The sequence below is a fragment of the Paenibacillus plantiphilus genome (assembly GCF_927798095.1).
Classification (GTDB): Bacteria; Bacillota; Bacilli; order Paenibacillales; family Paenibacillaceae; genus Paenibacillus_Z; species Paenibacillus_Z plantiphilus.
Genome location: NZ_CAKMMF010000009.1, coordinates 88656 through 113992 on the forward strand (window position 1 = coordinate 88656; position 25337 = coordinate 113992).

The window sequence follows — 25337 nt, forward strand, 5'->3', positions numbered from 1 at the left end:
ATTATAAGGTTTTCACTTGTTTAAAACGTGTTTTCAAGCTTACAGCCAGCATATCGACCGGATCACCGGAGACTTCCTGATTAGTGCTTTCAATCGGAGGTCTCTTTTTTTATATCACAATAAGGGGAGGGTTACTATGAATCTAGAAAATATCGAGGCGTTCGTCTATATCAATCATTACGGAAGCTTCAATAAAGCCGCAGAAGTTTTATATTTGTCGCAGCCTTCCGTCACCGCCCGAATTCAATCGCTGGAACGAGAGCTGAATTGCAAGCTGTTTGACCGTCTGGGCAAAGGGATACAGATCACGGAAGAAGGCAAGCGGTTCCTGCCCTATGCACAGCAAATCCTGATGACCTATCAGAAGGGGAAGCTGCATATTACGCAAAATAAATCTCTGCCCGAAGAGCTTCGAATCGGCTGTACCGCTTCTGTATCTAATTACACGATTCCGGAATTGATTCCGCGATTGAAGCAAAAATTCCCGAATATTCACTATAAGCTCTTAACGGGAACTACAGATGACATTATTGGCAAGGTCGTCAACAAGGAGGTAGATATCGGTTTTGTCCGCAATGTAAACCATCCCAACCTTCAATCGATCAAATTTTACGAGGACCCGATTTGTCTCTATGTGTATGAAGGTCATCCGTTTCTTACCGAAGACAATCTGTCGATCGAGGACATTGCGGCACAGCCACTCGTATTCTTTGAATGCGGTGCGCTTGACTGGCTTCGAGTCCATCGTATATTCGGCAGTCTGGATCGACCGCCCAATATTCAGTTCCTTACCGACAACTCGGAAACGGCCAAGAAGCTGGTGCTTCAGAAGGCTGGCATTAGTTTTCTTCCCAGTCTGAGCGTGAAGGAAGAAACGCGCGATGGCAGACTAGTTCCGATTCGGCTTCCGGAGACCGATGGCATTTCCCTGCAAACTAACATTGTCTCCTGCCATGGCAAGCATCATTCGTTTATTGAAGCTATCATTGATTTGGGGAAAATACTACACGCCCACTAGAAGGCTGCGCCTTCCCTTGCAGACAAAACCTTCACATCAAAGTTTTGGATTTACGTATAGAATATATTTATTATGGAATGCATTGACCCATGGAGAGTCGAATGCTAAAGTTATCTCAACCTTAATCCTTACTTATCCAGTAGGAATTATGAGTATTTAAAAAACAGAAAAAATGGAGGAAATCATCTTGAAAAAAACTACCGTAATCGCATTTGTACTTACCCTTGGAATTATCGCATCGGGTTGCGGATCGAACACTCCGGCAAGCACATCGGAAGGGGTCAAAAAGGTCATTGTTGGCACAGGCAACGATTTCGAGCAAGTCGCTTTTCTCGATGGGGACGGGAAGCTGACCGGCTATGACGTTGAGGTCATCAAGGAGATTGACAAGCGGCTGACCGAGTATGAGTTTGAGTTTCAAACGATGGACTTCTCCAACATTCTTCTTAGTCTGGAGACGAAGAAAATCGATCTTGCCGCTCATCTATTCGAGAAAAACCCGGAACGAGAGCAGAAGTTTACGTTTAACAAAGAGCCTTACGCTTACTGGAGAAACAAAATTTTCGTAGCGTCAGACAACAATGACCCGATCAAAACGCTGGACGATTTGAAAGGAAAGAAAGTACTGATAGGTCCGACCAGCGCCCAGGCTCAAATTCTCGAAAACTATAACAAAGAGAACAATGACAGCATTGAAATCGTGTACCAGCAAAACGACGCTAACGATGAGGTGCTTCAAGTTTCTTCGGGTCGTGTGTACGCAACGCTTGGGGCCGACTTTCTTCTCCCGATCAAAGATCCGCAGGGCAAGCTCAAGACGGTAGGCGATGCGCTTAACGAAGGAAATATCCTGTATGTATTCCGCAAGGATGATGCGGAGTCGCAGAAGCTTGCAGATGCGGTCGATGCGACGATTAAGGAGCTTAAAGCGGACGGCACGCTCGCCAAGCTCAGCACGGATTGGCTCGGTCAAGACTTTTCGAAATAAGCAGCAGGCGGGCGGTATGAGACAGTCGTTATCCTGCCAGAGAGGTGAGACCGGTAGATGGGTCAACATCAATTTGAAATCTCCTATGTATTCGAATACTTCGTAAAGCTGCTGCCATCGTTGAAGATTACGCTTCTTATCGTGTTCAGTTCGATTGTGATCGGGGTTGTCGTCGGGCTTCTTGTCGCGCTTCCCCGGCTCTATCGCATTCCAATTCTACAGCGGCTCGCGGGGATTTATGTTTCTTTTTTCAGAGGGACTCCGATTCTCATTCAGCTGTTTCTCTTCTACTACGGAATGCCGGAGCTGTTCAAAGTGATCGGGATCGATATTTCCAGAATTCCGGCTCTGTACTTTGTCATTCTGGCGTATGCACTGCATAGCGGTGCTTATATCTCCGAAATGATTCGCGGCGCGGTTGCGGCGGTGGATCGGGGGCAAGTAGAGGCCGCCTATGCGATGGGAATGAGCGGATTCCAGGCGTTCAGCCGCATTGTACTGCCTCAAGCGACGGCTATTTCCATACCTGTGTTCGCCAATCTGGTCATTGGCAATTTGAAGGACACCTCGCTTGCATTCTCGCTGGGCATTATGGAGATGTCAGGAACGGCGCGAACGATCGGAGCCCTGTCACAACGATTTGTGGAAATTTATCTCGCGCTGGCCATTCTCTATTTATTGATCAGCCTTGCGCTCCAGAAGCTGTTCATTCATTTCGAAAGACGGCTGTACCGTCATGAAGCGGATGCAATCGCATCCAAGAGGGAGCCGCGGCGAGGCAGAAGAAGCTTCTTCCGCAAACTCGGACCGGTTACGGAATTGCCGGGCAAGGAGGCCAGGTTATGAATATTGATCTGCCGTTCATCTGGTCATCGCTGATTGAGTTATTGTCCGCCATTCCGACTACGCTGGCGATTACAGCGGTATCCATGCTGTGCGGTCTGGCAATCGGGACGGTTGTCGCGTTGATCAGGCTGTATAAGGTGCCCCTTCTTCATCACATCGCCGCCGCTTATGTGACCTTTATTCGCGGTACGCCAATGCTGACTCATTTGCTGCTCATCTATTTCGGGCTTCCGGTAATTATTGACGCCTTGTCCGATCAGTTCGGGTGGTCATTTCGATCTGTGAACATTCCGATGATCGGATTCGCGTATATTTCGTTCTCGATTACGGCCGGTGCGTATTTGTCAGAGGTAGTTCGGTCAGGCTTGCAAGCGGTCAACAAGGGACAAATCGAGGCCGCTTATTCCATTGGCATGACGACCCGGCAAGCGCTGGGGAGAATCGTGTTTCCTCAAGCCTTTGCGATTCTATTGCCTAGTTTGTCGAATAGCACGATCAGCATGCTGCACGGATCTACGCTTGTGTTCACCGTATCTGTCGTCGACATTAATGCCAAATCGCAAATCATCGCATCCGCCAATTGGAAATTTTTCGAAGCTTTTATCGCGGCAGCAATCATCTACTGGGGATTAACCATTCTGATCGAACGGCTCACAGCGATGGTGGAGAAGCGAATCAACATTTATAACCGAGGTGGCGTGACATGATCAAGCTGACGCAAATCAAGAAATCTTTTGGACGCCATCAAGTGTTGAAAGGGATTGACCTGACTGTCGAGAAAGGGCAGGTCGTTGCTATTCTGGGACCGAGCGGCTCCGGCAAAACGACACTGCTTCGCTGCATGAACTATTTGGAGCGGCCAAGCGAGGGAGAAATCACGATTGATGAGTTCACCCTTAATTGCAGACGCCCAAGCAAATCGGACATTCATGAGCTGCGCAAGAAATCAGCGATGGTGTTTCAGCAGTACAATCTCTTCCGTCATAAAACAGCGCTGGAAAATGTGATGGAAGGTCTCGTTATTGTTCAAAAGGTTCCGAAGGAGCAAGCGCGTGTACGAAGCATTGAGCTGCTGGAGAAGGTAGGTCTCGGCAGCAAGCTCGACTCTTATCCGAGCCAGCTGTCCGGCGGGCAGCAGCAGCGGGTCGGCATCGCACGGGCGCTTGCGCTGAACCCGAAAGTTATTTTGTTCGACGAGCCGACCTCATCACTCGATCCTGAGCTTGTCGGAGAGGTGCTGTCCGTCATCCGCAAAATCGCCAAGGAAGGCATCACAATGATTATCGTCACGCATGAGATGGGCTTCGCCCAGGAAGTGGCGGGACATGTGATTTTCATTGATGATGGCGTCATTGTGGAGAGGGGTACGCCCAATGAGCTTTTTGGCTCGCCTAAAGAAGAGAGAACGAAGCAGTTTTTGAAGCGGTTTACCCCGGATGGCGTTTATTCCATCTAATCGTTAGGAGCGTATACACATGGCATTGAAATTCGGAATTTTGGATCAAAGCATCGCATTCCCTGGACAGACTCCTGCAGAAGCGCTAGCCAACACGGTCAAGCTTGCACAGCTCGCGGAATCGCTCGGCTATGAGCGATTCTGGGTATCAGAGCATCACGACTCCGACCAATATGCAGGCTCATCGCCAGAGGTTCTCATCGCTTATCTGCTTGCTCGCACGGATAATATTCGGATTGGCTCTGGCGGCGTTATGCTGCAGCACTACAGTCCATTCAAAGTAGCCGAAAATTTCAATGTGCTTGCTTCATTGGCTCCCGGACGAGTCGATCTGGGCATCGGCCGCGCACCGGGCGGATTACCGCGTTCAACGAGAGCGCTGCAGCCCGGGGAGCAGGGCAAGCTTGATGAGAAGCTTACAGAGGTGGAGGCGTTCCTGCTTGGTCCAGCAGGCGAGGGGCATCAGCTCGCCGGACTGAAGGCGAGTCCGCTGCCCGAGCATCCGGCCGACATCTATTTGCTCGGCACGAGCGTATCAAGCGCGGAGCTGGCAGCTGAGCGAGGTCTCCCATATGTGTTCGCTTTATTCATTAATAACGATCCTGAAGCGGCGCTTCAAGCTTTCGAGACGTATCGAAGCAGGTTCAATGGAGAACGGGGAACTGAGCCCAAGACCATTCTGGCCTTATCGTTCATCGCAGCGGATACGGAGCAGGAGGCGGTGGAGCTGGCCGGTGATCTCAAGAGCGTCCGAGTTACGCTGGAGAGCGGCAAAATCGTGAATGTCGGATCAGTAAAGCAAGCCGAGGAATTCGCCAGACAGGCCGGGGAGTCTTATACCACCGAGGTGCGCGACGCCGACATCACGAAGGGGACGAAGGAAACCGCTCGTAAGCGGATATTGGAGTTTAGAGATCGTTATGGAGTCGATGAGTTTATTTTCACAACGGTTATCAGCGATTTCGATAAAAGGGCGCGTTCCTTTACTCTCATTAAGGAAGCTTTCGAGGAGCTGACCGTATAAGACGTCTGCACCGCGCGCAGCTCCCAGCGCGCGATGGGGCGATACGTGCTGGCAGTCAACCACAGAATTACCCGCGTACAGAAGGGAGGGACTTATACGATGCGTCCACTTCAAGAAGAAGCATTTGAACAACAATTGCTCGCCATCCGGCGGTATCTGCACGAGAATCCAGAGCTGTCCCATGAGGAATATGAAACATCGGCTGCTATTCGAGAATGGCTTTCTGACGCTGGCATTCGGATTGTGGATTACTCGCTTCGCACCGGTGTAATCGCAGAGGTTGGCGGATTCCATGACGGCCCGATTATTGCCATTCGCGCGGATATCGATGCACTCCCGATACAGGAAGAAACGGGCTTGCCTTTCTCTTCCCGCATTCCGGGCAGAATGCATGCCTGCGGCCATGATTTTCATACGGCAGCTATTGTGGGCACGGCTATTTTATTGAAGGAAAGGGAGCAGGAGCTGCAGGGAACGGTCAGATTCTTGTTCCAGCCCGCCGAGGAAAAGGCGCAAGGTGCTCTGCAGGTCATCGCAAGCGGTGCGCTGGAGGGCGTTCAAGCCATATTCGGCATGCACAATAAACCGGATTTGCCGGTAGGGACCATTGGCATTAAAGCTGGGCCTATCATGGCCGCTGCCGACGGTTTCGCCGTCGAGGTGGAAGGACGCGGCAGCCACGCCGCCGTTCCAGAGGCTGGTCTTGATCCAATCGTAATTTCTGCTCATATCGTAACGGCTTTGCAGTCGATTGTCAGCCGCAACATAAGCGCATTAGACAGCGCCGTTGTCAGTGTAACCAGATTGAATAGCGGCACGGCCTGGAATGTCATTCCTGATAAAGCCGTGTTTGACGGAACATTGCGCACGTTCGACAAAGGCGTGCGGTCCAAAGTGCGCGATAGATTCGAGAAAATCGTCGTCGGAGTGGCGGACGCCTTCGACTCGAAGGCAGTAGTGAGGTGGATCGAAGGACCACATCCGGTCATCAACGATGCAAAATGGGCTTTGCAAGCTCGAAGGACGGCTGAAGACATTGGGTTAACGGTCGTAGAAGCAGTGCCATCGCCTGCGGGGGAGGATTTCGCTTTCTATTTGCAGGAAATTCCCGGAATATTTGTCTTCCTGGGCACTTCCGGGCCGAGGGAATGGCATCATCCCGCATTCGATGTCGATGAGCGGGCACTGCCGATAGGCGCTACGTTCTTCGCCGCTCTCGCTATAGATGCTCTGAACGGATTGACAGAGGAGTCCAACCGAAAGTAAAGGTGGAGGATAATAAATGAGTCAATTGCCAGTCAATATTGAACAGTATCTGCACACGTATGAACAGCTGGCGCAAGCAGTCGAAGGATTGACGGACGAAGCGCTGAAATGGAAGGCAGCACCCAATCAATGGAGCGTGACGGAGGTGCTGGCCCATCTTGCAGATCACAATATAGTCGTTTCGTTCCGTATTAGAGAGATTTTATCCCGCTCCGAAGCACGTCTTCCGGCCTTCAATCAGGACCCATGGGTGAACGGTCAGAGAGCGAACGAAGAGGACGCTGCAGACATCCTGAATGTATTCGGGGCACTGCTTCACTACAACAGTCTGCTCTTCCAGCGCTTGTCGCCGGACGATTGGGAGAAGACAGGGGTCAATTGGAAGGGTGATATCGTGTCACTATCAGCCATTATTCATGCTTTCATCGCCCATGTCCAAACCCATCTGGCGCAAATAGCGAGAATCAAGCAGGGAGAGAGCGGGTCGCATCATTCGAGCTGCGCACTATGATTAAGCAGGGATAGCAGGTCACATCATTCGAGCTGCGCACTATAAATGAACCTTACACGGGAAGCAGGTGCAAATCATGTCGGCTAGAGCAATCGTCACCCGCGATGCGGCGGATACGGACCGTGAAGCGATTAAAGCCGTACTTGTTAATGCTTACAGCCAATACGAGGTTGTGCTTCCGACAGAGCGCTGGGAGCAATACAAAGTAGATATTCTGAATTCGGTTAGCAATACAGGGGTGAAAGCCCGGATCGTTGCCGAGCTGGATGGAAAAATAGTCGGCAGCGTGTTTCTGTACGCTTCGTCCGAGGCGGCATATGGGCTCCCGGAATTAAACATTAATACTCCGATCATGCGTCTGCTTGCCGTAGCAATTGATGCTAGAGGACTCGGAGTCGCAACGGAATTAATCCGTGCCAGCGTCAATAGGTCGCTGCTCTGGGGAGCGGATACACTGCATCTGCATACGACCGACTACATGGATTCTGCAATCAGGCTTTACGAACGGCTTGGCTTTGAGCGGGCGATCGATAAGGATTTGATTAAGGGCGATACAGTGGTGAGGAGCTACCGTATACATTTGAAAGATACGACACTTTTGCAAGCCTCAGTCCGTTGAGAGAACGGGCGAGAGATAGGAACAGAAGCCGCTGCGGGGGCAGAATGATCCTCCGATCGCTGTTGTTCCCGGATTTCCTAATGAAAAGAGTTGAAATCCGGGAACAAAGGCGAGCGAACGCTGACGCTCTACAGATTTTTTCTCTGTCTCCTTATCCGCTCCCTTGTCCGCTCTCTTCTCCACTCCCTTGTCCGTTCTCTAAGTTCGTTTATCTAGCTTGAAAAGCTGACGGAGCAGCATGGAATTCGCTTCGGCAATCGCTGTAAGCGGGAAATTCCGCTTTACAGCTTGGAAAAGCGGAGCGAGGGGCGCTGTAACACTGAAAAATCCTCTTACAGATGACGGAGCGGCATGGAATTCGCTTCGGCAACCGCTGTAAGCGGGAAATTCCGCTTTACAGCATGGAAAAGCAGGGCGAGAGGCGCTGTAACACTGAAAAATCCTCTTACAGATGAGGGAGCGGCATGAAATTCGCTTCGGCAATCGCTGTAAGCGGGAAATTCCGCTTTACAGCGTGGAAAAGCAGAGCGAGAGGCGCTGTAACACTGAAAAATCCTCTTACAGATGACGGAGTTACATCGAATCTACTACACCTGTCACTGTGAGCCCACAAATCCGGGAAATCCGTGGTAAAACACGGAAAGGGACGATCGATACGCTAGCTCTCAGATTTGTTTACTGTATATTTTAAAGTTTGGAGATACAGGTAAAGGCTAATGCAGCACATCCACTGAGAATGTCCACATCGAATGGACTGTTTCAACAGACCAAAGCCTGGAATTAAGTTTTGCTTCGCAAAAATTGTAATTTATGCTTTCGAAGCTAGTTTGCTCCGCAACACTTTAAGCTTACGCTTTCGAAGCTAGTTTTGCTTCGCAAAAATTGTAATTTATGCTTTCGAAGCTAGTTTGCTCCGCAACACTTTAAGCTTATGCTTTCGAAGCTAGTTTTGCTTCGCAAAAATTGTAATTTATGCTTTCGAAGCTAGTTTGCTCCGCGAAACTTGTAGCTTACGCTTTCGAGGCTAGTTTTGCTCCGCAAAACTTTTAGGAGGAAAAAGACATGAGTAACCGCAAACAATTGAAATTTGGCGCGTTGATTCACGGAGTGGGAGGGAACGTTACGGCATGGCGTCATCCGGAGGTTCCTGTCGATGCGAGTGTGAATTTTGCTTTTTATAAGGAGCAGGCTTTGACGGCGGAAGCTGGTAAATTCGACCTCGTCTTTATTGCCGATGGCTTGTACATCAACGAGAAATCGATCCCGCACTTCCTGAACCGATTCGAGCCGATTACGATTCTGTCGGCGCTTGCGGCTGCAACCTCGCATATCGGTCTCGTCGGCACATTGTCCAGCTCCTATAGCGAGCCTTTCACTGTAGCCAGGCAATTCGGTTCTATAGACCATATCAGCGGAGGCCGGTCAGGCTGGAACGTTGTTACCTCACCACTAGAAGGATCAGCCAAAAATTACGGCAAAACCGAGCACCCGTCACATGACGAGCGCTATAAAATCGCAGAAGAGCATCTGGAGGTTGTTCGCGGCCTATGGGACTCTTGGGAGGACGATGCCTTCATTCGCAACAAGGAAACTGGCGTTTTTTTCGATCCAACCAAGCTGCATCGCTTGAATCACAAGGGCAAATATTTTTCGGTAGAAGGTCCGCTTAATCTCGCACGTTCGAAGCAGGGACATCCCGTTATTTTTCAAGCGGGTTCATCCGAAAGCGGCAGGAATCTTGCAGCAAAAAGCGCGGATGCGGTCTTCTCGGGAGCCGACAACATTGAGGAAGCGAAGCTGTTCTATAAGGATGTGAAAGATCGCACAGCAGCCGCTGGCCGCTCGCGCGACGACATCGTTATCCTGCCGGGTATCAGCCCGATTATCGGCCGTACTCAGGAAGAAGCCGATGCGAAGTATGAACAGCTCGCAGGCCTGATCAGTATCGACATTGCGCTGCAATATCTCGGCCGGTTCTTCGATCATCACGATTTCTCCCAATATCCGCTCGATGAGCCGTTTCCCGATCTGGGCGAGCTCGGAAGCAACAGCTTCCGGGGCAACACGGATAAAATTAAAAAAACCGCGAAGGAGAACAATCTCACCCTGCGTCAGGTCGCGCTGGATTCCGCCGCACCGCGCAGCCAGTTCGTCGGCAATCCTGAGAAAGTCGCCGGTCTAATCCAGCAGTGGCATGAGGAGGGGGCTGCCGATGGCTTCATTATTCACGCCCCTGTTCCGAGCGCCCTGAAGGATTTTGTCGAATTGGTTGTACCGATTTTGCAGGAACGGGGCATCTACCGAACGGATTACGAGGCGAAAACGCTTCGCGGCAATTTGGGATTGTCAATTCCAGCAAACCGCTACACTGCGGTTGAACTGAATAGCTGAACAAGCGCTGCCCTGATGGCCGCTGATTATATATCTGATGAATCGGATGGTATATGATCAGCGGCCATTGCTGCATCTGAAAGATTTTATAGAAGAAATAGGCGGTTTGAGAAATATTCTATTCATGAATAGATTTATTCTATTATTCAAACTTTTCAGGTTCATGTATGCTGAATGTAATCAATACTCACTAATTTTATAGGAATTATATGAATTGTTAGTTGCTCTATTTTAAAATCAGTGGTGGTTTACAGTTTTTCACTTTACGTGCGAACACAGCGGAAGGGTTGGAGTTCGGAAGAACTCTCCAAACCCGCAGCGGCTTGTCCCTCGATACGTCAACCGTAGTCAATATCCTAGTGAAAGCAGGTGAGTGCGAATGGGACAGCTGTTGGAAGTTGAACGATTACAGGTAGCTTTCCGAACTGATCAGGGGGAACTCATTTCCGTTGATGAAGTAAGCTTTGAGCTGGGAGCAGGCGAGACCATAGCGATTGTTGGTGAATCTGGCTGTGGGAAAAGCGTGACTTCCCTATCGATTATGGGGTTGCTTGGGGCGCATGGTTCTGTTAAGCAGGGGGATATAAGGTTCAACGGTGAGACATTAACCGATAGCTCCAAGGATCAGCTTCGCAGGCTTCGCGGCAGCGATATAGCGATGATATTCCAGGAGCCGATGTCATCGTTGAATCCTGTAATCCCGATCGGGGAGCAGATTGAAGAATCCGTTCGACTTCATCTGAAGCTACCGCGCAAGGAGGCGAAGGCGCTGGCGGTGGAAATGTTGGGGAAGGTTGGCATTCCCAGACCCGAAGCGATTAGTAAGGAATACCCGCATGCGCTGTCAGGCGGTATGCGTCAACGGGTTATGATTGCGATGGCGCTCGTATGCCAGCCTAAACTGCTCATCGCCGATGAGCCGACGACGGCTCTTGATGTCACGATTCAAGCGCAAATTCTGGAGCTGATGAAGCAACTGCAAGCAGAGAGCGGTGCGGCCATCCTGCTAGTCACGCATGACCTGGGCGTTGTGGCAGAAATGGCGGATCAAGTGATCGTCATGTACGCGGGACAAGTGGTTGAAGCAACGGATGTATATACGCTGTTTCGAGCTCCGCAGCATCCCTATACACAAGCGCTACTGAAGTCGATCCCGCGCCTTGATGAACACAACAGGGCGCGATTGCCGGCTATCCCTGGCGCGGTTCCTTCGCTGCAGCAAATGCCGGCAGGATGCCGATTTCACCCTCGCTGCCCAGCAGCTTCAGAACGCTGCGAACAGGAGCAGCCCCAGCTAATGTCCGCAGGAGAGGGGCATCGCGTGCGATGCTGGATTGCCGCCAGCGCGGAACAGGAGCGCGTTGATTATGCAGCAGTCGAGGCTACAGCATGACAAAGCTGGAGTCGCTAGAAACAAGGCACGGCAAACAGCCGCTAGAAACAAGGCACGGCAAGCAGTCGCTTGAAACAAGGCAAAACAAGCAGCCGCTCTTGCAAGTCGAACGATTGAAGACGTACTACCCGATACGCAGCGGCGTATTCTCGAATGGATCGGGCCGCATCAAGGCTGTAGACGATGTCAGCCTCACGATGTATGAAGGGGAGACCGTCGGTCTGGTTGGTGAATCCGGCTGCGGCAAGTCGACCATTGGACGTTCGATCATGCGGCTTGAGAATCCAGAATCGGGGCGCATTATTTTTGACAACGAGGATATAACGCGTTATTCACAACGACAGTTAAAGCCTGTACGGACACGCATGCAAATGATCTTCCAAGACCCCTATGCCTCGTTAAATCCAAAAATCCGGATTTACGATACACTTGCCGAGCCGTTAATCGTTCACAAGCTGGCAAGGCGCAGCGAAGTACAGCGAGAGGTCGATTCCTTGCTGAATCTGGTAGGTCTGCCTCGCTCGTCCGGCAGCCGATATCCGCATGAATTTTCCGGGGGACAGCGCCAGCGCATCGGCATTGCCAGGGCGATTCTGTTCCGGCCGAAGCTGATCGTCTGCGATGAGCCCGTATCTGCGCTCGACGTCTCGATTCAAGCACAGATTCTTAATCTGCTGCAGGATTTGCAGGATGAGCTGAAGCTGACGTATTTGTTCATCTCGCATGGCATTGGCGCAGTGAAACAGATAAGTACAACAATCGCTGTCATGTATCTAGGCCAAATTGTGGAGCTCGCTCAAACAGAGGAATTATTCCGCAATCCCAAGCACCCTTATACAAGGCTGCTGTTGAACGCGCATCCTCAGCCTGATCCGACGCTCCGTATGCACAAAAAAATGATCATTCACGGCGATATGCCAAGTCCGGCCGATCCGCCGGCAGGCTGTCGGTTTCATACCCGATGTCCTTACGCGCAAGAGAGATGCCGGAAGGAAGAGCCACGAATGACAGCAGGCCGCCATGCTGTTGCATGTCACTATCCGCTTGCATAACGCGAAGGCGGGGAAGGGAGAGAATTCTAATGGGCCGCTATATCGTTCGCAGGCTGCTGATCGCCATTCCTGTCTTTTTCGGGATTACGCTGCTGAGCTTTCTCATCATGAACATGGCGCCTGGCAATCCGGTGGATATGCTGATCAACCCGAATACGCCCAAAGAAATGCTGGAGCTGAAGAAGGAGCTGCTTGGTCTGAATGATCCGCTGCATGTTCAGTATTTGAAGTGGCTCGGCGGATTCCTTCAAGGAGAGCTCGGTTATTCCTTCAGCAGCTTCGCCCCGGTATCACAGCTCATCGGCGAGCGGATCGGTCCCACCTTGCTGCTGGCGTCCGCATCGCTGCTGTTAGGGATCCTAATTGCCATTCCGGCAGGTATCATTAGCGCAGTCCATCAGAATTCAAGGCTGGACTATATGATGACAGCACTTTCCTTTCTCGGCACGTCAATTCCTCCGTTCTTTCTGGGACTTGGGTTGATTTATGTGATGGGCATCGAGCTGGGATGGCTGCCGACAGGCGGGATGACGACGCTAGGAGGAACGGGGGGGATCGGCGACATCATCCTGCATATGATTCTTCCTGTCACAGTGCTAGGCGTTACCATCGCTGGGAAAAAGGTGCGCTATGTTCGCGCAAGCATGCTGGATGTGCTTCAGCAGGATTATTTGCGCACGGCGAGGGCGAAGGGACTGAGCGAATTCATGGTGACGAATAAGCATGCGCTTCGCAATGCGCTTATCCCGATTATTACCGTGGTCGGTGCGGAAATACCGCTGCTGCTCGGCGGCAGCATCATTATGGAGCAGGTCTTCCAATGGCCTGGCATCGGTCAATTAACGATGGAGGCGATTCTGTCGCGGGATTATCCAACGTTAATGGGGTTAAACCTCATAGCCGCCTGCATCGTGCTCTCGATGAATTTGGTCACGGACATCCTCTATGCGACGGTCGATCCACGTATTACATACAGCTGACAGGAGGGCGAGAGCATGTCCGCTACGAAACTGACTACATACAGCTGACAGGAGGGCGAGAGCATGTCCGCTACGAAACTGACTACATACAGGTGACAGGAGGGCGAGAGCATGTCCACTACGAAACTGACATGGAGGCAAGAGGCCCTTTCACCAGAGGGGGCAATAGAGATCGAGCAGCCGACAAGCCCGATAGAGAGCTATGTCCGGCAAGTAACGCGCAGATTCTTCGCGCACAAGCTGGCGGTGTGGGGACTTGCAACAACGCTGCTGCTGCTTATTGTCGGGCTCTTGGCGCCGTGGCTGGCACCGCATCCTCCGAATGATGTTACCGATGTATTCGCAGCCCCTCCATCGCTCGGGCACTGGCTCGGGACCGATCAGGTAGGGCGAGATGTGCTAAGCCGCTTGATCTATGGAACGAGGGTATCCTTGATCATAGGATTTTCTACGGTGGCCTTGTATGTCACGTTCGGCACGCTCATCGGCATGCTTGCCGGCTACTATGGCAGGTGGCTCGATATGCTGCTCATGCGCATCACCGATATCTTTCTAAGCTTTCCCTACATGATGGTCGTGCTGGTCATTGTCAGCATACTTGGCGCCAATATGTCGACCATTATGATCGTCCTTGCCCTGTTCAAATGGCCCACGATTGCTATGCTCGTTCGGGGAAGTGTTCTATCGATTAAAGGAATGGATTATGTCCGGGCAGGGATAGCACTGGGGTACAGCACCCCGCGCATTTTGTTCCGGCATATTCTGCCCAATGTCATGAGTCCGATCATTGTGAATGCAACGTTTGGCGTTGCCAGTACGATCCTTAGCGAAGCCGGTCTCAGCTTTCTTGGAATGGGGGTCAAATCCCCCCAGGCGAGCCTTGGCAATATGCTGCATGACGCACAGTCGTTAACGGTGCTGACGGATCAGCAGTGGCTGTGGCTGCCAGCGGGCTTCATTATTCTCATTGCCGTTCTAGCGTTTAACTTTGTAGGCGACGGGCTTCGCGATGCGCTTGATGCGAGGCGTTAGCCTGCATGCAGATCATAACGATTATTGACGAATCTAAACAACAAAGGGAGAGAACACCATGCAATCATTACTGCGAGTAGTACACGGTTTTGCACTATTAACAATGCTCATTCTATTGCTGTCAGCCTGCACCGAATCGAACGAAACGAATGTTGGAACAACGGCCAAGACAGCACCGCCGGAAACCAAATCGGTGGATGCCAAGGCAGACATTGAACAAGCAGCCTCAAAAACATTAACAATCGGAATCGTCAATGCCCCTGTCACCTTGAATCAGATCAATACACAGGACAATTCAGCATCGCTGGCCCCGATCAGCTTACTAAACGATGCGCTGCTCGATGTGACGGATTCGGCGCAATTCGTGCCCAAGCTGGCGGAATCCATCGAGACAAAGGATAAGCAGACGTACCTGGTCAAGCTCAAATCGAACGCCAAATGGAATGATGGTACGCCTTTTACGACGGCAGATGTGGCGTTTACGTTGAAGCTCGCCCTGCACCCTAAAGTGGATACATCGTTCAAGCTTCAATTCATAGAGGGATTAAATGATATCGGCAAGCTGGACGAAGGTGTGACGGATATCGCGGGACTCCGCATTATCGATTCGACCACCTTCGAGATTAAGACCAAAACGCCAATTGACCCGTTAGTGTTCAATGAGCGATTCGGCGTTAAGGTTAATTTCTTGCCGGAGCATATTCTGAAGGGCGTTGACCCGGAGCAGCTGTCTACACATGAATATTTTCAAAAGCCGACAGTAACGATTGGTCCGTACAAATTCGCTAGCCATGAGAATGGCCAGTATGTCGAGGTGACGAAGAATGACAATTACTATCTCGACGTCCCGAAAATCGACAGCATATTCATCAAGGTGCTTCCGGCTGCCAATCTTGTGGCACAGCTGCAGACTGGGGAGATCGGAATGAATTCCTTGCCGGTCGGTCTCGTGCCGATCACGGATTACGATAAGGTGACCGGCTTTGACAATGTGAATGTCAGCTCTGCGACAGCGTCCGAACCGGCCGAGCTTTTCTTCAATATAGAGAGACTGCCTGACAAGCGGGTTCGTCAAGCGATTGCGCATGCTTTGAATCGTCCGCTTATCGTAGATCAGCTCCTTAAAGGGCAGGCCGAAATTATTGACGGCGGCGTTCCAAGCTCGCATCCTTATTTCAACAAGGACATTCAACCTTATGAATATGATCCGGAAAAGGCGAAGCAGCTTCTGCAAGAGGCCGGCTGGGATTCAGACCGCAAGCTTACCTTTCTCATACCGGTAGGGAATAAGGTGCGCGAACAGGCCGCCGATATTCTGGTGCAAAATCTGGAAGCTGTAGGGATTGGAATTGATGTTCAGAAATTCGATTTCCCTACGTTAATCGATAAAGTCGAGAAGGGCGAGCATGACATTACGATTTTCACAAGAGATTACTATATCGAACCAAGCCTCTATTTCACAACCTACAAGAGCAATGATCCCGAAAGCGTCATTCGATACAATAATCCGTTGGTCGATGAGCTGATCCAAAAAGGAGAGCAAGAAATCGATGAGGCCAAGCGCCACGAGATTTATAACGAGCTGCAAGAGGTGCTGCATGATGAGGTGCCGACATTAGCCGTCTATTCGGAAAAACGTTTGCAGGTCGTATCGAAAAACATACTCGTGGGCAAGCCGCTCAATCTCGGTACGTTCAACAATGTGAACCAGTGGGACTTGGCAACAAAATAGGTTATAAGGGATTTATTCCATTATAATAAATCGTTCGACCCAACTTATAGGAGGTGCAAGAAACATGGCAGATTTAAGTTGTCTCGTATGCAAGTCGGAAATTGAGGTGGAAGAGCGTGTTACCACAGGTGAAATCGTGGAATGCGAATCTTGCGGTCAAGAACATGAAGTTCAAGTCGAGGCTCAGCTTGTCACGATAGCTCTAGCTCCAGAGATTGAAGAAACTTGGGGAGAGTAGGGGGACGAATATGGATCAGAATAACGCTATTCTGTTATGTGTGACGAAGCTGCGGGAGGAAGAGCAGCGGATTGTTGATCATCTCGCCGATCTGGGAATTCAGGTTCAAGTGAATCTGGATTCCATGGATTTGCCATTAGGGCTCGCTGATGCGCAGCCCTTGGGCCTGGCCCTCATTCGTTGTCTTTCTCAGAAAAACGCGCTCAATCGATCCCAACTGCTCGAATTGGCCGGACTGGATACGTTGAATTCCAACAAGGCGATTACGATCTGTACGAATAAAATCCATCAAGCCATCGTGTTTGAGAAGCATGGGGTTCCCCAGCCCCAATTTAGAATAGCTTTTACACCACGGAAGCTGTTTGATGCGCTGCAGGAATTCGGGGAGCTATGCGTTATTAAGCCGGCTACATCGTCGTGGGGAAGAGGAATCGCCAGAATTACAGGCAAGGAATGTTTGGAGGGATGGATTGCTGCGCGGGAATCTGTAGATCCGGCACATCAATCGTTCCCCGTATTGGTGCAGGAATATGTGGAGAAGGGGGATTATGATATTCGCGTGGTCATCGTCGGCCGTACACCTATTGCAGCCTTTCGCCGGGTTTCAGCAGAGAATTGGAAGACGAACACGCATCTGGGCGCAGAGGTTGAGCCGCTTGCTATTAATGAAGAAATTGCTGCTATCAGCGAGCAATTGGTTGAGGTGCTGGGAGAAGGAATATACGGCGCGGACTTGTTCTTTGACTATAAGCAGCTCCGTTACGTCGTTTGTGAAGTGAATCAGAACCCAGAATTTGCGAAATCGTGGAAGATCCATGGCGTTGATGTGGCCTGGCATATCGCCCACTATGTGAAGGATGTGCTCACTCAGAAAAACAAGGTCAAGCAGAAAAACAAGACCAAGCTTTTGGTTAAATCCTAGTAAACAGGGAGGTACTATATAGGAATGGGAGAAACGTTAACGAAGCCAGCAGCCGTTATTGCGAAGGAACACTATTTCTCACTTTCGTTTGTCTTATCACGAGTTCTGAATTCAGGCGTCATTATGAGTATTGAAAAAAATGATCATGAATTAAAAGGACTGGAGAAAAGTATAACCAAGCTCACCAAAACAACATACGTTTCATTATTTAACAGCTATACAGGAGCGATTCATGGCGCGCTGTGGGGCCAGGATATTGGACATCAAGCATCAGCGCGGCTGGAGCATCCCAGTGAGCAAGAGAAGAAGTTCCTGAACTGGCTGGGCATTACGCTCGTATCTCAGCCTCAGGTGAAGCAGGCTTATGTGTCTATCGCTGTGAACGGCGACAACCTTCATCAACTGGATCAGCTTGTTTCCGAGGCTGGAGGACGCGCTCCTGTACTCATTCTGGACTTTACGGGACTAGGCTTCGGTCCTGCGGCGGCGATTGCCGTAAATGACGAGAAAGTATGGAAAAAGGCGGAACGATTGAAAATTTTCGGCGCCTTCGATCTCCAAACGATGTGGACCCAGGAGGAAAGCGAGCCGGACCTGCAGCCGGCGGCTCAGTTCAACTACAGGCTGAGCCCGCTGGTGGCTGCATGTGTGAAAATATCACTGCTGAGGAGGAATTCATCATCATGAAGACAGACTTTATCCGCAAGCCGCTCTCGCTGCCTTCCGAGGATTGGATTCGTGATCCTTTAGCCTTTCTTGGCGGACCGTCAGTCATCCCGGAGGATGTGCGGAAGACCAATTTTCCCATTATCACGAAAGAAGACGTCTTCCAGATGCTTGTCTCGGTTCAGCAGGATGGAGAGGACGTCGTGAATGAGTTCAAGGAAGCGTATCGCCAATATGTAGGAGCCAACTACGCGATTGCGACGGCAAGCGGTACGGCAAGCTTGCACCTCGCTTTGGCAGGTGTGGGCGTACAGCCGGGGGATGAGGTTATCGTGCCCGCCTTTACCTTCATCGCTACCGCGCAAGCGGTCGTGGCTGCCAAAGCGATTCCGATTTTCGTCGATATCGATCCCATCACGTATTGCCTTGATCCGGTAAAGACGGAACGGGCGATCACCAGCAGGACGAAAGCGATTATGCCGGTGCATGTGCATGGCTTGCCAGCTGATTTGCCTGCATTAAGAAGTCTGGCGGACAGCCACTCGCTGCGTCTTGTGGAGGATGCCTCTCATGCGCATTCGGCTTCGATTCATGGCCAATTGGCAGGCTCGATTGGGGATAGTGCAGGTCAAAGCTTGATGGCGGACAAGAATTTCGCGGTAGGCGGAGAAGGCGGCATCGCTTTCTTCAAGGAACAGGATGATTACGAGCGCGCGCTAAGATTCCTGGAATCATCGGGCATTGATTACCGCATGTCATGGATCGCAGCCGCCTTTGGCCTCAGCCAGCTCGACCGCCTGCCGTATTATGATGCGATCCGGGCACGGAATGCCGCTTATTTGACTAACGCTCTGTCAGAGACGAGGCTGTTCAGCGGACCATTCGTGCCGGAGGGCTATAAGCACAGCTATAATATGTATCGCATTAAGCTGTCTCCTGAACGGCTTGGACTTGATGATTTGGAGGATTACCGCGTGAAGGATGCTGTTCAGCAGCTCATTAATCATGAAGGAGTTTACGCCAGAGAGTGGCAAAATGTGCCGATTCCAGGTCATCTTCCCTTCAAGAATCGGCAGGGCTTCGGGAATGGTTATCCGTTTACGCTATCGGATCGGCAGGACTTTGGCTACGATCTGAGCCAGTTCCCCGAGACGCTGAAGATGCTGCGGAACAGCTTAACGATATGCAGAGAGCTGAGGACGCCTATTGAATATGAGCGAATTCAAGCGTATGCATTGGCATTCAAGAAAATCGATGCGAACCCGCATATCATTCGTGAGCTCGTAGAGCAGAGCAGCGACCCGACAATTCCTTATGCCAGAGATGCCAGACTAGGATGAGCATAATGGACAATCGGAGACGAGTAGCCATTCTTGGCGGCAGCGGGTTCACTGGCGCAGAGCTGTACAGGCTGCTTCGCAAGCATCCCTATTTTGAAGTTGATTTTGTATCCTCCGAATCAAAGGCGGGCTATCCCGTGGATAAGTTCTTTATCGGGTCGATCCATAAGAAGAAGCCGGGCTCGTTGAAGTTTGGTAGGGCAGCCGAGCTGGAGGGACATTACGATGCCATCTTTTCCTGCTTGCCGACGGGGGCCCTGCCCAGGATTATCGGGCAAGTAGCGGAGCATGCGGACTATATCTTCAATGTGAGCGGGGATTATCGCATATCCGACCCCGATATCTTAAATCAGCACTATCCTGAGACATTGGAGCATCCCTTCGAGGGCGGATGGCATTACTTTATTCCGGAGTTCAGCAAGATCGATCCTTCGGTGAAGGTCGTCAATTTGCCCGGCTGCATGGCGGTGGCGACACTGTACACGCTCTATCCGCTCGTCGCGCATGATTTAATTGAGGATCGAGTGGTCACAGATGCCAAGACAGGCTCCAGCGGCGGCGGCAAATCGACGACCGAGCATCATGCAGAACGAGCCCATAACTTCAGAGCCTACAAGGTTCATGGGCATCGGCATAAGCCGGAGGTCGAGCATGCGCTGACCTATCATCTGGACCGTTCGGTGAGCCTGCAATTCTCGGTCTACAGTCTGGATCTTCCAAGGGGAATCATGGCTACTTCCTATTCGCAGCTAAAGGAGCAGGTGACAGCCGTAGATGTGAAAAAAGCATTTTACAGCACATACGCATCTAAGCCTTTTCTTCATTATTTCAACTCAGGCAGCGGCTCCCCGATGATTAAGACCGTTGTGGGAACGAATTACGCCGAGATTGGCGCATACGTGGAAGGGCGAAACTGCGTTTCTCTGGCAACAATCGATAATTTGATCAAGGGGGCTGCAGGGCAAGCCATTCAGGCAGCCAACCTTTATTTCGGCTACCCTGAGGATGCAGGGCTGCAATTTGAAGGCGAAGGAGCGTGGCCTTGATGAGCAGCAGCAGCGGCAGTCTATATGTCATCAAGCTTGGCAGCAGCACGATCGTGAATCATCCCCGGATTTTCGAAGAGATCAATCGCATTGTGAAGCGAGGGAGCAGGGTGCTGCTCGTGGCAGGCGGGGCGGAGGCGATCAAGCAGAAATATGAATCCATTGCGCGTCCGTTGCCCTTTCTGACACTGCCGTCAGGCGATGAGGTGCGGTACTGTTCACCAGAGGAGATGCCCTACATCCGTGCGGCGTATCATGAGAACATCCTATCGAGGGTTCATGAGTATTTGAAGGGTTACGGCCTTTCTGTTTATGCCCAGCTCGGCGGGGATCAAGGGCTTGTCTACGGACAGAAGGCGAAGCCGATTAAGGCGGTCAGAGACGGGAAAACAGTCATCGTCCGGGATTCCTTATTTGGCCAGTTCACGGGCAGTCACGCGGCGTTTCTGAAATCCGCTCTCGCAACCTTCGATGTCGTATGTCTGACGCCGCCAATCTGGGAGCCCGAGCTGGATGCGTATATCAACATCGATGCGGATGTGCTGGCTGCACATTTAGCCGTCGAATTGGAGGCGCATCACTTGCGCTTTGTAACTGGAACTGCAGGACTGCTGGAGGACATACAGGACCCACATTCCACGATTCGGGATGTCTACACGGGTGATGAGCTGAGCTCTGTTCAAGGCCGGATGAAACAGAAGGTGCGGGCAGCCCGATTGGCGGTTCAGCAGGGTGTCTGCGATGTCAATATATCCGGTCCGCATACGCTGGAGGAAGGAGGCAAGACGTGGTTCTGGCATGTTGAGCGGGAGCTAGGCGCCCTCGACCTGCTGAACAAGGTGGCGCGCATTCCTTCGGTTTCGCAGGATGAGCATGAGCTTGCGCAATTTTTATTAGACTCCGTTAGATCCCCCTCGGTTTCCGGGAAGATAGACGAAGCGGGCAACATCGTTTTCCGAAAAGGGAACGGTCCCCATACGCTCCTGCTGCTAGGCCATATCGATACAGTCCCGCATGTGTGGCCTGTCCGCACCGATCCAGACGGTGTCACAGGCAGGGGAGTTGTCGATGCCAAAGGCTGCTTCGTTAACTTTATCCATATGCTGGAGGAGGTTGATGTGCCCGAGCAGGGATCGCTGCTCGTCATTGGAGCTGTCGAAGAAGAAATATCGTCCTCGAAAGGAGCTTATTACGTTCGGGACCATTATGCTGCAGATGCGGTTATTATCGGGGAGCCAAGCGGGGAAGAGAGCTTGACCCTTGGCTATTACGGACTGTTTAAGCTGCAAATTACGATTCACCGCGCGCAGGAGCATACAGCCGCCAAGGACAGCATAAGCGTCATTGACGAGCTGTACCGTGTTGTGGAGGACATACGTCTCCGGGTACGGGTCGTCGATCCGCAATCGTTATCCGCTCTCATCGATATTGCGCATCGCAATGAGGGAGGTTACTTAACAGTGACAGGCACGTTGAATTTTCGAGTCTCGCCAGCAGCAGGCCATGATTACAGGAGCAAGATTGATCTTGCTTTCGGCGACGGCGTGACGGTGGAGATATTACGTGATACGCCAGGCTTTGCTAATCCGCGCTCGGATAGCTTGGTAAAAGCTTTTGTTCGCAGCTTTGCCAAGCAAGGGAAGACCATCCATTATATCAAGAAGCGTGGAACGAGCGACATGAACACGCTGGCAACCACTTGGAACAACGTCCCTATGGTGGCCTACGGTCCAGGGGATTCCAGTCTGGATCATACGAATGATGAGTATCTGCACAATAAAGAGGTGGAATCGTCGCGGACCATTCTGAAGGAAGCGGTAGCGGAATGGTTTCGGCTGCGAACGGAGGAATAGATGGAGCAAACATTATCTGTCCAGAGGGAAGACATTCCCTTGCTTATCGGAAGAGCCAAAGAAGCGAGGAAGCTGATCATCGATATGGCGGCATCGCCTACAGGCTGCCATATAGGCGGAAGCCTCTCCGTCATTGATCTATTGATCGGCGCGTATGCGAAGCATCATCACGATCCGCATACAGCCATCATACTTAGCAAAGGGCATGCGGCTGCAGCTTTGTATGCTGCGCTGCATGTGTATGGAATCATTGCGGATAATCCCGCGGAGAGTTATGGGGCGGCAGGCTCCCTGTTCACGGGGCATCCGAACCACAAGCTTCCGGGCATTCCCTTCGCGACAGGGAGCTTGGGACATGGCATTCCTTACGCAGCCGGCTGGGCACTGGCGCAGAAGCTGAAGGGAACAAACGGATTAGGCATTGCCATCGGCGGGGATGGGGAGCTGCAGGAAGGGCTGTGCTGGGAAACCGCCCAGATCGTTCAAGCACAATCGCTCACAAATTTTGTGTATATTATCGATTGCAACGGAGGGCAAAATGACGGGTATGTCCAGGACATATCCCCGATTCGCAACCTGCGGCAGCGATTCCAAGCATTCGGCTTCGTGGTCAGAGAAATCAATGGGCATCGTATGGAAGATATCGTTGCTGCAATCGAGCCCCATTCTGAAGGGCCGGTCGCCATTCTGGCAACTACGATCAAAGGAAAGGGCGTTGCTGCGATTGAAGGAAAAGCGGAAGCGCATTATGCGAAGATACCGGAGAAGCTGGCTCATAAATGGAAGGTGAGCCTGTCATGACGAAATCAGGAAGAGATTCGTACAGAGACGAGCTCACCAAGCTCGCGGCTCACAATGCTCAGATTGTATGCATTGAAGCCGATTTGGGCGGCAAAAATCATCCTTTTGAAGAGCAGCATCCGCATCGTTTCTTTAATCTCGGCATTGCAGAGCTGGCTGGCATTGATATCGCAGCGGGTCTTGCCGAAGCGGGCTACGTGCCGTTCTTCTCAACCTTTGCCTCCTTTGCGGCATTGCGCGCCTCCGAAAGCATCAAGCTGACGATGGGTTATATGGAGAAGAACGTGAAGGTCATCGCCGCTTACGGCGGCGTATCAGGCGGATGGTTCGGGACGACGCATCATGCGTTGGAGGACATTGCTGTCATCCAATCGTTCCAAAACATACGAATCGCCTGTCCCCATGGCGAAGCGGAGACGAGAAGGGTCATTCAAGAGGCCGCCGTGTCGGAGGAGCCTTATTATATTCGGCTTTCGAGGAATGATGCGTTCAACAGCCTTTACCGGGAGGAAGACGGGAGCTGCCGAGATATGATTGTGGAAGGCGGGGAGCGTACCGGTCCTTCCCGGTTATGCGTGATTTCGGTGGGCGAGCAGGCGACAGAGCTATGCAAGCGGATCGTTCAAGAGGATGATTCCATTGTGCATGCCCATCTCTGCTATGTTGATATTGGAAGCCTGAAGTCATATATCGGGCAGTTAACCGCCTTATCCGAACGGTTTCTTGTTGTGGAGGAGCATCGCGCAACAGGAAGCACCGCATCCTATCTGGCGCTATTATTGCCAAGGCATGAGATCTATTCGCATCATTGCGGTGAACAATGGCCGATCTATGGGGGTACGCATACTGAGGTACTGAGCTATCTGGGCTTTGGATACGAGCCGCTGCAACAGCAAATCCAGCATATTCTGGGAGGTGCTGCGGATGGTTTTTAGCGTGCTCAAACCGCATAAATTCCGCTTTTACTTTATCGCGGATATCGTCTCCGGGTTCGGCGTTGGCATGAGTACGATTGGCGCGAACTGGTATCTGATGGAGCAGACCGGTTCAATTGCCTCCGTAGGATTCATGCTTTCATTGAATGTTATTGCAGGGTTTCTCATCTCCGCATTTGCCGGTCCGCTGATTGACAAGTGGAATCGAAGGACGATCATTCTTTGGGCGAATGGCATTCGGGCCATAACGCTGCTGCTGATCGCAGGCGCTTTTCTATGGACGGGATTCCGAATCGAATACCTTTATGCCTTCGCGGTCATTAACGGGATGGGCTGGACGGTGTATATGTCAGCCTCGCGAAGCTTGGTCCAAGAGATTCTGCCGGAGAAGGATCTCATTCATGGCAACTCATTAATTGAGATCAGCCTGCAGGTGGGTATGTTCGTGGCGGGAGCACTCTCAGGCCTATTATTCAAATACGTTGGGTTCGAGGTGATTCTCCTTCTTAATGCGCTCGCTTTTATCATAAGCAGCCTCTTTCTCAGTCGGATTCGTCACACGCCTATTCCGGTTGACAATGAGGGAGAGCCCTTCTTCGAAACGTTTAAGAATGGTATTCGCTATTTGGCAGAAAGGCCGTATATTTTTCTGCTAGGCATCGTATCGATTATTCCGCTAGTTTCTACTATGGTTTACAACGTCGTTCTTCCAGGCTATGTGAGCACCGCTGTGAAGGGGGATTCGGTCGTATTCGGATTATCGGATATGTTCTATGGCATTGGAGCGCTGTTATCCGGGTTTATTGCAGCACCCTTGGCGAAGAAGCTGTCGCAGAACGGAACGATCCTCTTGGTGTTCCTGATTTCCGTGTTGACTCTGGCGGCGGTTGCGTTCAACACCATGATTCTCATTTTATATGCAGGCAGCGTATTGATCGGTCTGACGAACTCCTCACTACGCATTCTAATAACAACAACGCTGATGAAATCAGTCTCGAAGACATACATGGGGCGGGCAACTTCAGTGTGGATGGCGATTTCCCTGCTCCTGCAGACCGTCTCGGCCACAGGGCTCGGCGTAGTAATCGATCGCTACTCTCCAGGCTGGGGGTTTGTCTGTATGAGCGGCTTGATGCTCATCGGACTTGTTGTGTATTACGTGTTGAACAGCAGGGAACCGCAACAGAAAACGCTGGAAGCGTAGAGGCTTACGAAGTAAGTTTGTTCC

Annotated in this window: 24 protein-coding genes; all 24 read left to right on the plus strand. The window is 51.3% G+C overall.

The genetic code is table 11. The features are described from left to right. The first annotated feature begins 136 nt into the window (after positions 1–136). Positions 137–1018, plus strand: a complete 882-nt coding sequence (locus L6H65_RS09945; RefSeq protein WP_236340972.1) for a LysR family transcriptional regulator — start codon at positions 137–139, stop codon at positions 1016–1018. Between the two features lie 187 nt (positions 1019–1205). After that, on the plus strand, positions 1206–2006 hold the full coding sequence (locus L6H65_RS09950) for a transporter substrate-binding domain-containing protein (RefSeq protein ID WP_236340974.1): 801 nt from the start codon (positions 1206–1208) through the stop codon (positions 2004–2006). A gap of 57 nt (positions 2007–2063) precedes the next feature. After that, complete coding sequence (locus L6H65_RS09955) at positions 2064–2852, plus strand: amino acid ABC transporter permease (RefSeq protein ID WP_236340976.1); 789 nt, start codon at positions 2064–2066, stop codon at positions 2850–2852. Beyond that, positions 2849–3559 (plus strand): amino acid ABC transporter permease, encoded by a 711-nt coding sequence (locus L6H65_RS09960; RefSeq protein ID WP_236340978.1) that lies wholly within the window; start codon positions 2849–2851, stop codon positions 3557–3559. Before L6H65_RS09955 ends, L6H65_RS09960 begins: the two co-directional genes overlap by 4 nt. Continuing rightward, positions 3556–4308 carry an amino acid ABC transporter ATP-binding protein gene (locus tag L6H65_RS09965; protein WP_236340998.1) on the plus strand — a complete coding sequence of 251 codons (753 nt, stop codon included), beginning with the start codon at positions 3556–3558 and terminating at the stop codon, positions 4306–4308. Before L6H65_RS09960 ends, L6H65_RS09965 begins: the two co-directional genes overlap by 4 nt. Positions 4309–4327: 19 nt before the next feature. Beyond that, on the plus strand, positions 4328–5332 hold the full coding sequence (locus tag L6H65_RS09970) for an LLM class flavin-dependent oxidoreductase (RefSeq protein ID WP_236341000.1): 1005 nt from the start codon (positions 4328–4330) through the stop codon (positions 5330–5332). A gap of 99 nt (positions 5333–5431) precedes the next feature. Continuing rightward, positions 5432–6598, plus strand: coding sequence for an amidohydrolase (locus L6H65_RS09975; RefSeq protein WP_236341002.1), 1167 nt, complete (start codon positions 5432–5434; stop codon positions 6596–6598). Positions 6599–6614: 16 nt separating this feature from the next. Next, positions 6615–7109, plus strand: a complete 495-nt coding sequence (locus tag L6H65_RS09980; RefSeq protein WP_236341004.1) for a DinB family protein — start codon at positions 6615–6617, stop codon at positions 7107–7109. Between the two features lie 76 nt (positions 7110–7185). Continuing rightward, positions 7186–7728 carry a GNAT family N-acetyltransferase gene (locus tag L6H65_RS09985; protein WP_236341006.1) on the plus strand — a complete coding sequence of 181 codons (543 nt, stop codon included), beginning with the start codon at positions 7186–7188 and terminating at the stop codon, positions 7726–7728. A gap of 1062 nt (positions 7729–8790) precedes the next feature. Then, entirely contained in the window at positions 8791–10119 is a 1329-nt protein-coding gene (locus L6H65_RS09990) for an LLM class flavin-dependent oxidoreductase (RefSeq protein ID WP_236341015.1), read from the plus strand. 379 nt (positions 10120–10498) lie between these two features. After that, positions 10499–11512: an ABC transporter ATP-binding protein gene (locus L6H65_RS09995; protein WP_236341017.1), complete on the plus strand. Its 1014-nt coding sequence runs from the start codon at positions 10499–10501 to the stop codon at positions 11510–11512. Beyond that, positions 11509–12564 (plus strand): ABC transporter ATP-binding protein, encoded by a 1056-nt coding sequence (locus tag L6H65_RS10000; RefSeq protein WP_236341024.1) that lies wholly within the window; start codon positions 11509–11511, stop codon positions 12562–12564. Before L6H65_RS09995 ends, L6H65_RS10000 begins: the two co-directional genes overlap by 4 nt. A 29-nt stretch (positions 12565–12593) precedes the next feature. Further along, entirely contained in the window at positions 12594–13544 is a 951-nt protein-coding gene (locus tag L6H65_RS10005) for an ABC transporter permease (protein ID WP_236341027.1), read from the plus strand. A 111-nt stretch (positions 13545–13655) separates the two neighbouring features. After that, positions 13656–14576, plus strand: coding sequence for an oligopeptide ABC transporter permease (gene opp4C, locus L6H65_RS10010; RefSeq protein ID WP_236341029.1), 921 nt, complete (start codon positions 13656–13658; stop codon positions 14574–14576). A 58-nt stretch (positions 14577–14634) separates the two neighbouring features. After that, a complete protein-coding gene (locus tag L6H65_RS10015) occupies positions 14635–16308 on the plus strand; it encodes an ABC transporter substrate-binding protein (RefSeq protein ID WP_236341031.1) in 1674 nt (557 codons plus the stop codon). Between the two features lie 64 nt (positions 16309–16372). Beyond that, on the plus strand, positions 16373–16546 hold the full coding sequence (locus L6H65_RS10020) for a lysine biosynthesis protein LysW (protein WP_236341033.1): 174 nt from the start codon (positions 16373–16375) through the stop codon (positions 16544–16546). 10 nt (positions 16547–16556) lie between these two features. Continuing rightward, positions 16557–17468, plus strand: a complete 912-nt coding sequence (locus L6H65_RS10025; RefSeq protein ID WP_236341042.1) for a RimK family alpha-L-glutamate ligase — start codon at positions 16557–16559, stop codon at positions 17466–17468. 24 nt (positions 17469–17492) lie between these two features. Then, the gene (locus L6H65_RS10030) at positions 17493–18155 is read left to right on the plus strand and encodes a degT/DnrJ/EryC1/StrS aminotransferase (protein WP_236341044.1); all 663 of its coding nucleotides are present in this window, start codon (positions 17493–17495) and stop codon (positions 18153–18155) included. Then, positions 18152–19474 carry a DegT/DnrJ/EryC1/StrS aminotransferase family protein gene (locus L6H65_RS10035; protein WP_236341046.1) on the plus strand — a complete coding sequence of 441 codons (1323 nt, stop codon included), beginning with the start codon at positions 18152–18154 and terminating at the stop codon, positions 19472–19474. Before L6H65_RS10030 ends, L6H65_RS10035 begins: the two co-directional genes overlap by 4 nt. A 5-nt stretch (positions 19475–19479) precedes the next feature. Then, positions 19480–20520 (plus strand): N-acetyl-gamma-glutamyl-phosphate reductase, encoded by a 1041-nt coding sequence (gene argC / locus L6H65_RS10040; RefSeq protein WP_236341048.1) that lies wholly within the window; start codon positions 19480–19482, stop codon positions 20518–20520. Beyond that, complete coding sequence (locus L6H65_RS10045; RefSeq protein ID WP_236341049.1) at positions 20520–22373, plus strand: M20/M25/M40 family metallo-hydrolase; 1854 nt, start codon at positions 20520–20522, stop codon at positions 22371–22373. Before argC ends, L6H65_RS10045 begins: the two co-directional genes overlap by 1 nt. Beyond that, positions 22374–23174 carry a thiamine pyrophosphate-binding protein gene (locus tag L6H65_RS10050; protein ID WP_236341052.1) on the plus strand — a complete coding sequence of 267 codons (801 nt, stop codon included), beginning with the start codon at positions 22374–22376 and terminating at the stop codon, positions 23172–23174. Continuing rightward, positions 23171–24109 (plus strand): transketolase family protein, encoded by a 939-nt coding sequence (locus L6H65_RS10055; protein WP_236341054.1) that lies wholly within the window; start codon positions 23171–23173, stop codon positions 24107–24109. Before L6H65_RS10050 ends, L6H65_RS10055 begins: the two co-directional genes overlap by 4 nt. Further along, a complete protein-coding gene (locus L6H65_RS10060) occupies positions 24099–25313 on the plus strand; it encodes an MFS transporter (protein ID WP_236341056.1) in 1215 nt (404 codons plus the stop codon). The genes L6H65_RS10055 and L6H65_RS10060 overlap by 11 nt, the downstream gene beginning before the upstream one ends. Positions 25314–25337: the final 24 nt, after the last annotated feature.

Excerpts from the sequence above, each read along its gene's own strand:
- L6H65_RS09945 (WP_236340972.1), top strand. The coding sequence starts at position 137 with ATGAATCTAGAAAATATCGAGGCGTTCGTCTATATCAATCATTACGGA.
- L6H65_RS09955 (WP_236340976.1), top strand. The coding sequence starts at position 2,064 with ATGGGTCAACATCAATTTGAAATCTCCTATGTATTCGAATACTTCGTA.
- L6H65_RS09960 (WP_236340978.1), top strand. The coding sequence starts at position 2,849 with ATGAATATTGATCTGCCGTTCATCTGGTCATCGCTGATTGAGTTATTG.
- L6H65_RS09965 (WP_236340998.1), top strand. The coding sequence starts at position 3,556 with ATGATCAAGCTGACGCAAATCAAGAAATCTTTTGGACGCCATCAAGTG.
- L6H65_RS09970 (WP_236341000.1), top strand. The coding sequence starts at position 4,328 with ATGGCATTGAAATTCGGAATTTTGGATCAAAGCATCGCATTCCCTGGA.
- L6H65_RS09975 (WP_236341002.1), top strand. The coding sequence starts at position 5,432 with ATGCGTCCACTTCAAGAAGAAGCATTTGAACAACAATTGCTCGCCATC.
- L6H65_RS09980 (WP_236341004.1), top strand. The coding sequence starts at position 6,615 with ATGAGTCAATTGCCAGTCAATATTGAACAGTATCTGCACACGTATGAA.
- L6H65_RS09985 (WP_236341006.1), top strand. The coding sequence starts at position 7,186 with ATGTCGGCTAGAGCAATCGTCACCCGCGATGCGGCGGATACGGACCGT.
- L6H65_RS09990 (WP_236341015.1), top strand. The coding sequence starts at position 8,791 with ATGAGTAACCGCAAACAATTGAAATTTGGCGCGTTGATTCACGGAGTG.
- L6H65_RS09995 (WP_236341017.1), top strand. The coding sequence starts at position 10,499 with ATGGGACAGCTGTTGGAAGTTGAACGATTACAGGTAGCTTTCCGAACT.
- L6H65_RS10000 (WP_236341024.1), top strand. The coding sequence starts at position 11,509 with ATGACAAAGCTGGAGTCGCTAGAAACAAGGCACGGCAAACAGCCGCTA.
- L6H65_RS10005 (WP_236341027.1), top strand. The coding sequence starts at position 12,594 with ATGGGCCGCTATATCGTTCGCAGGCTGCTGATCGCCATTCCTGTCTTT.
- opp4C (WP_236341029.1), top strand. The coding sequence starts at position 13,656 with ATGTCCACTACGAAACTGACATGGAGGCAAGAGGCCCTTTCACCAGAG.
- L6H65_RS10015 (WP_236341031.1), top strand. The coding sequence starts at position 14,635 with ATGCAATCATTACTGCGAGTAGTACACGGTTTTGCACTATTAACAATG.
- L6H65_RS10020 (WP_236341033.1), top strand. The coding sequence starts at position 16,373 with ATGGCAGATTTAAGTTGTCTCGTATGCAAGTCGGAAATTGAGGTGGAA.
- L6H65_RS10025 (WP_236341042.1), top strand. The coding sequence starts at position 16,557 with ATGGATCAGAATAACGCTATTCTGTTATGTGTGACGAAGCTGCGGGAG.
- L6H65_RS10030 (WP_236341044.1), top strand. The coding sequence starts at position 17,493 with ATGGGAGAAACGTTAACGAAGCCAGCAGCCGTTATTGCGAAGGAACAC.
- L6H65_RS10035 (WP_236341046.1), top strand. The coding sequence starts at position 18,152 with ATGAAGACAGACTTTATCCGCAAGCCGCTCTCGCTGCCTTCCGAGGAT.
- argC (WP_236341048.1), top strand. The coding sequence starts at position 19,480 with ATGGACAATCGGAGACGAGTAGCCATTCTTGGCGGCAGCGGGTTCACT.
- L6H65_RS10045 (WP_236341049.1), top strand. The coding sequence starts at position 20,520 with ATGAGCAGCAGCAGCGGCAGTCTATATGTCATCAAGCTTGGCAGCAGC.
- L6H65_RS10050 (WP_236341052.1), top strand. The coding sequence starts at position 22,374 with ATGGAGCAAACATTATCTGTCCAGAGGGAAGACATTCCCTTGCTTATC.
- L6H65_RS10055 (WP_236341054.1), top strand. The coding sequence starts at position 23,171 with ATGACGAAATCAGGAAGAGATTCGTACAGAGACGAGCTCACCAAGCTC.
- L6H65_RS10060 (WP_236341056.1), top strand. The coding sequence starts at position 24,099 with ATGGTTTTTAGCGTGCTCAAACCGCATAAATTCCGCTTTTACTTTATC.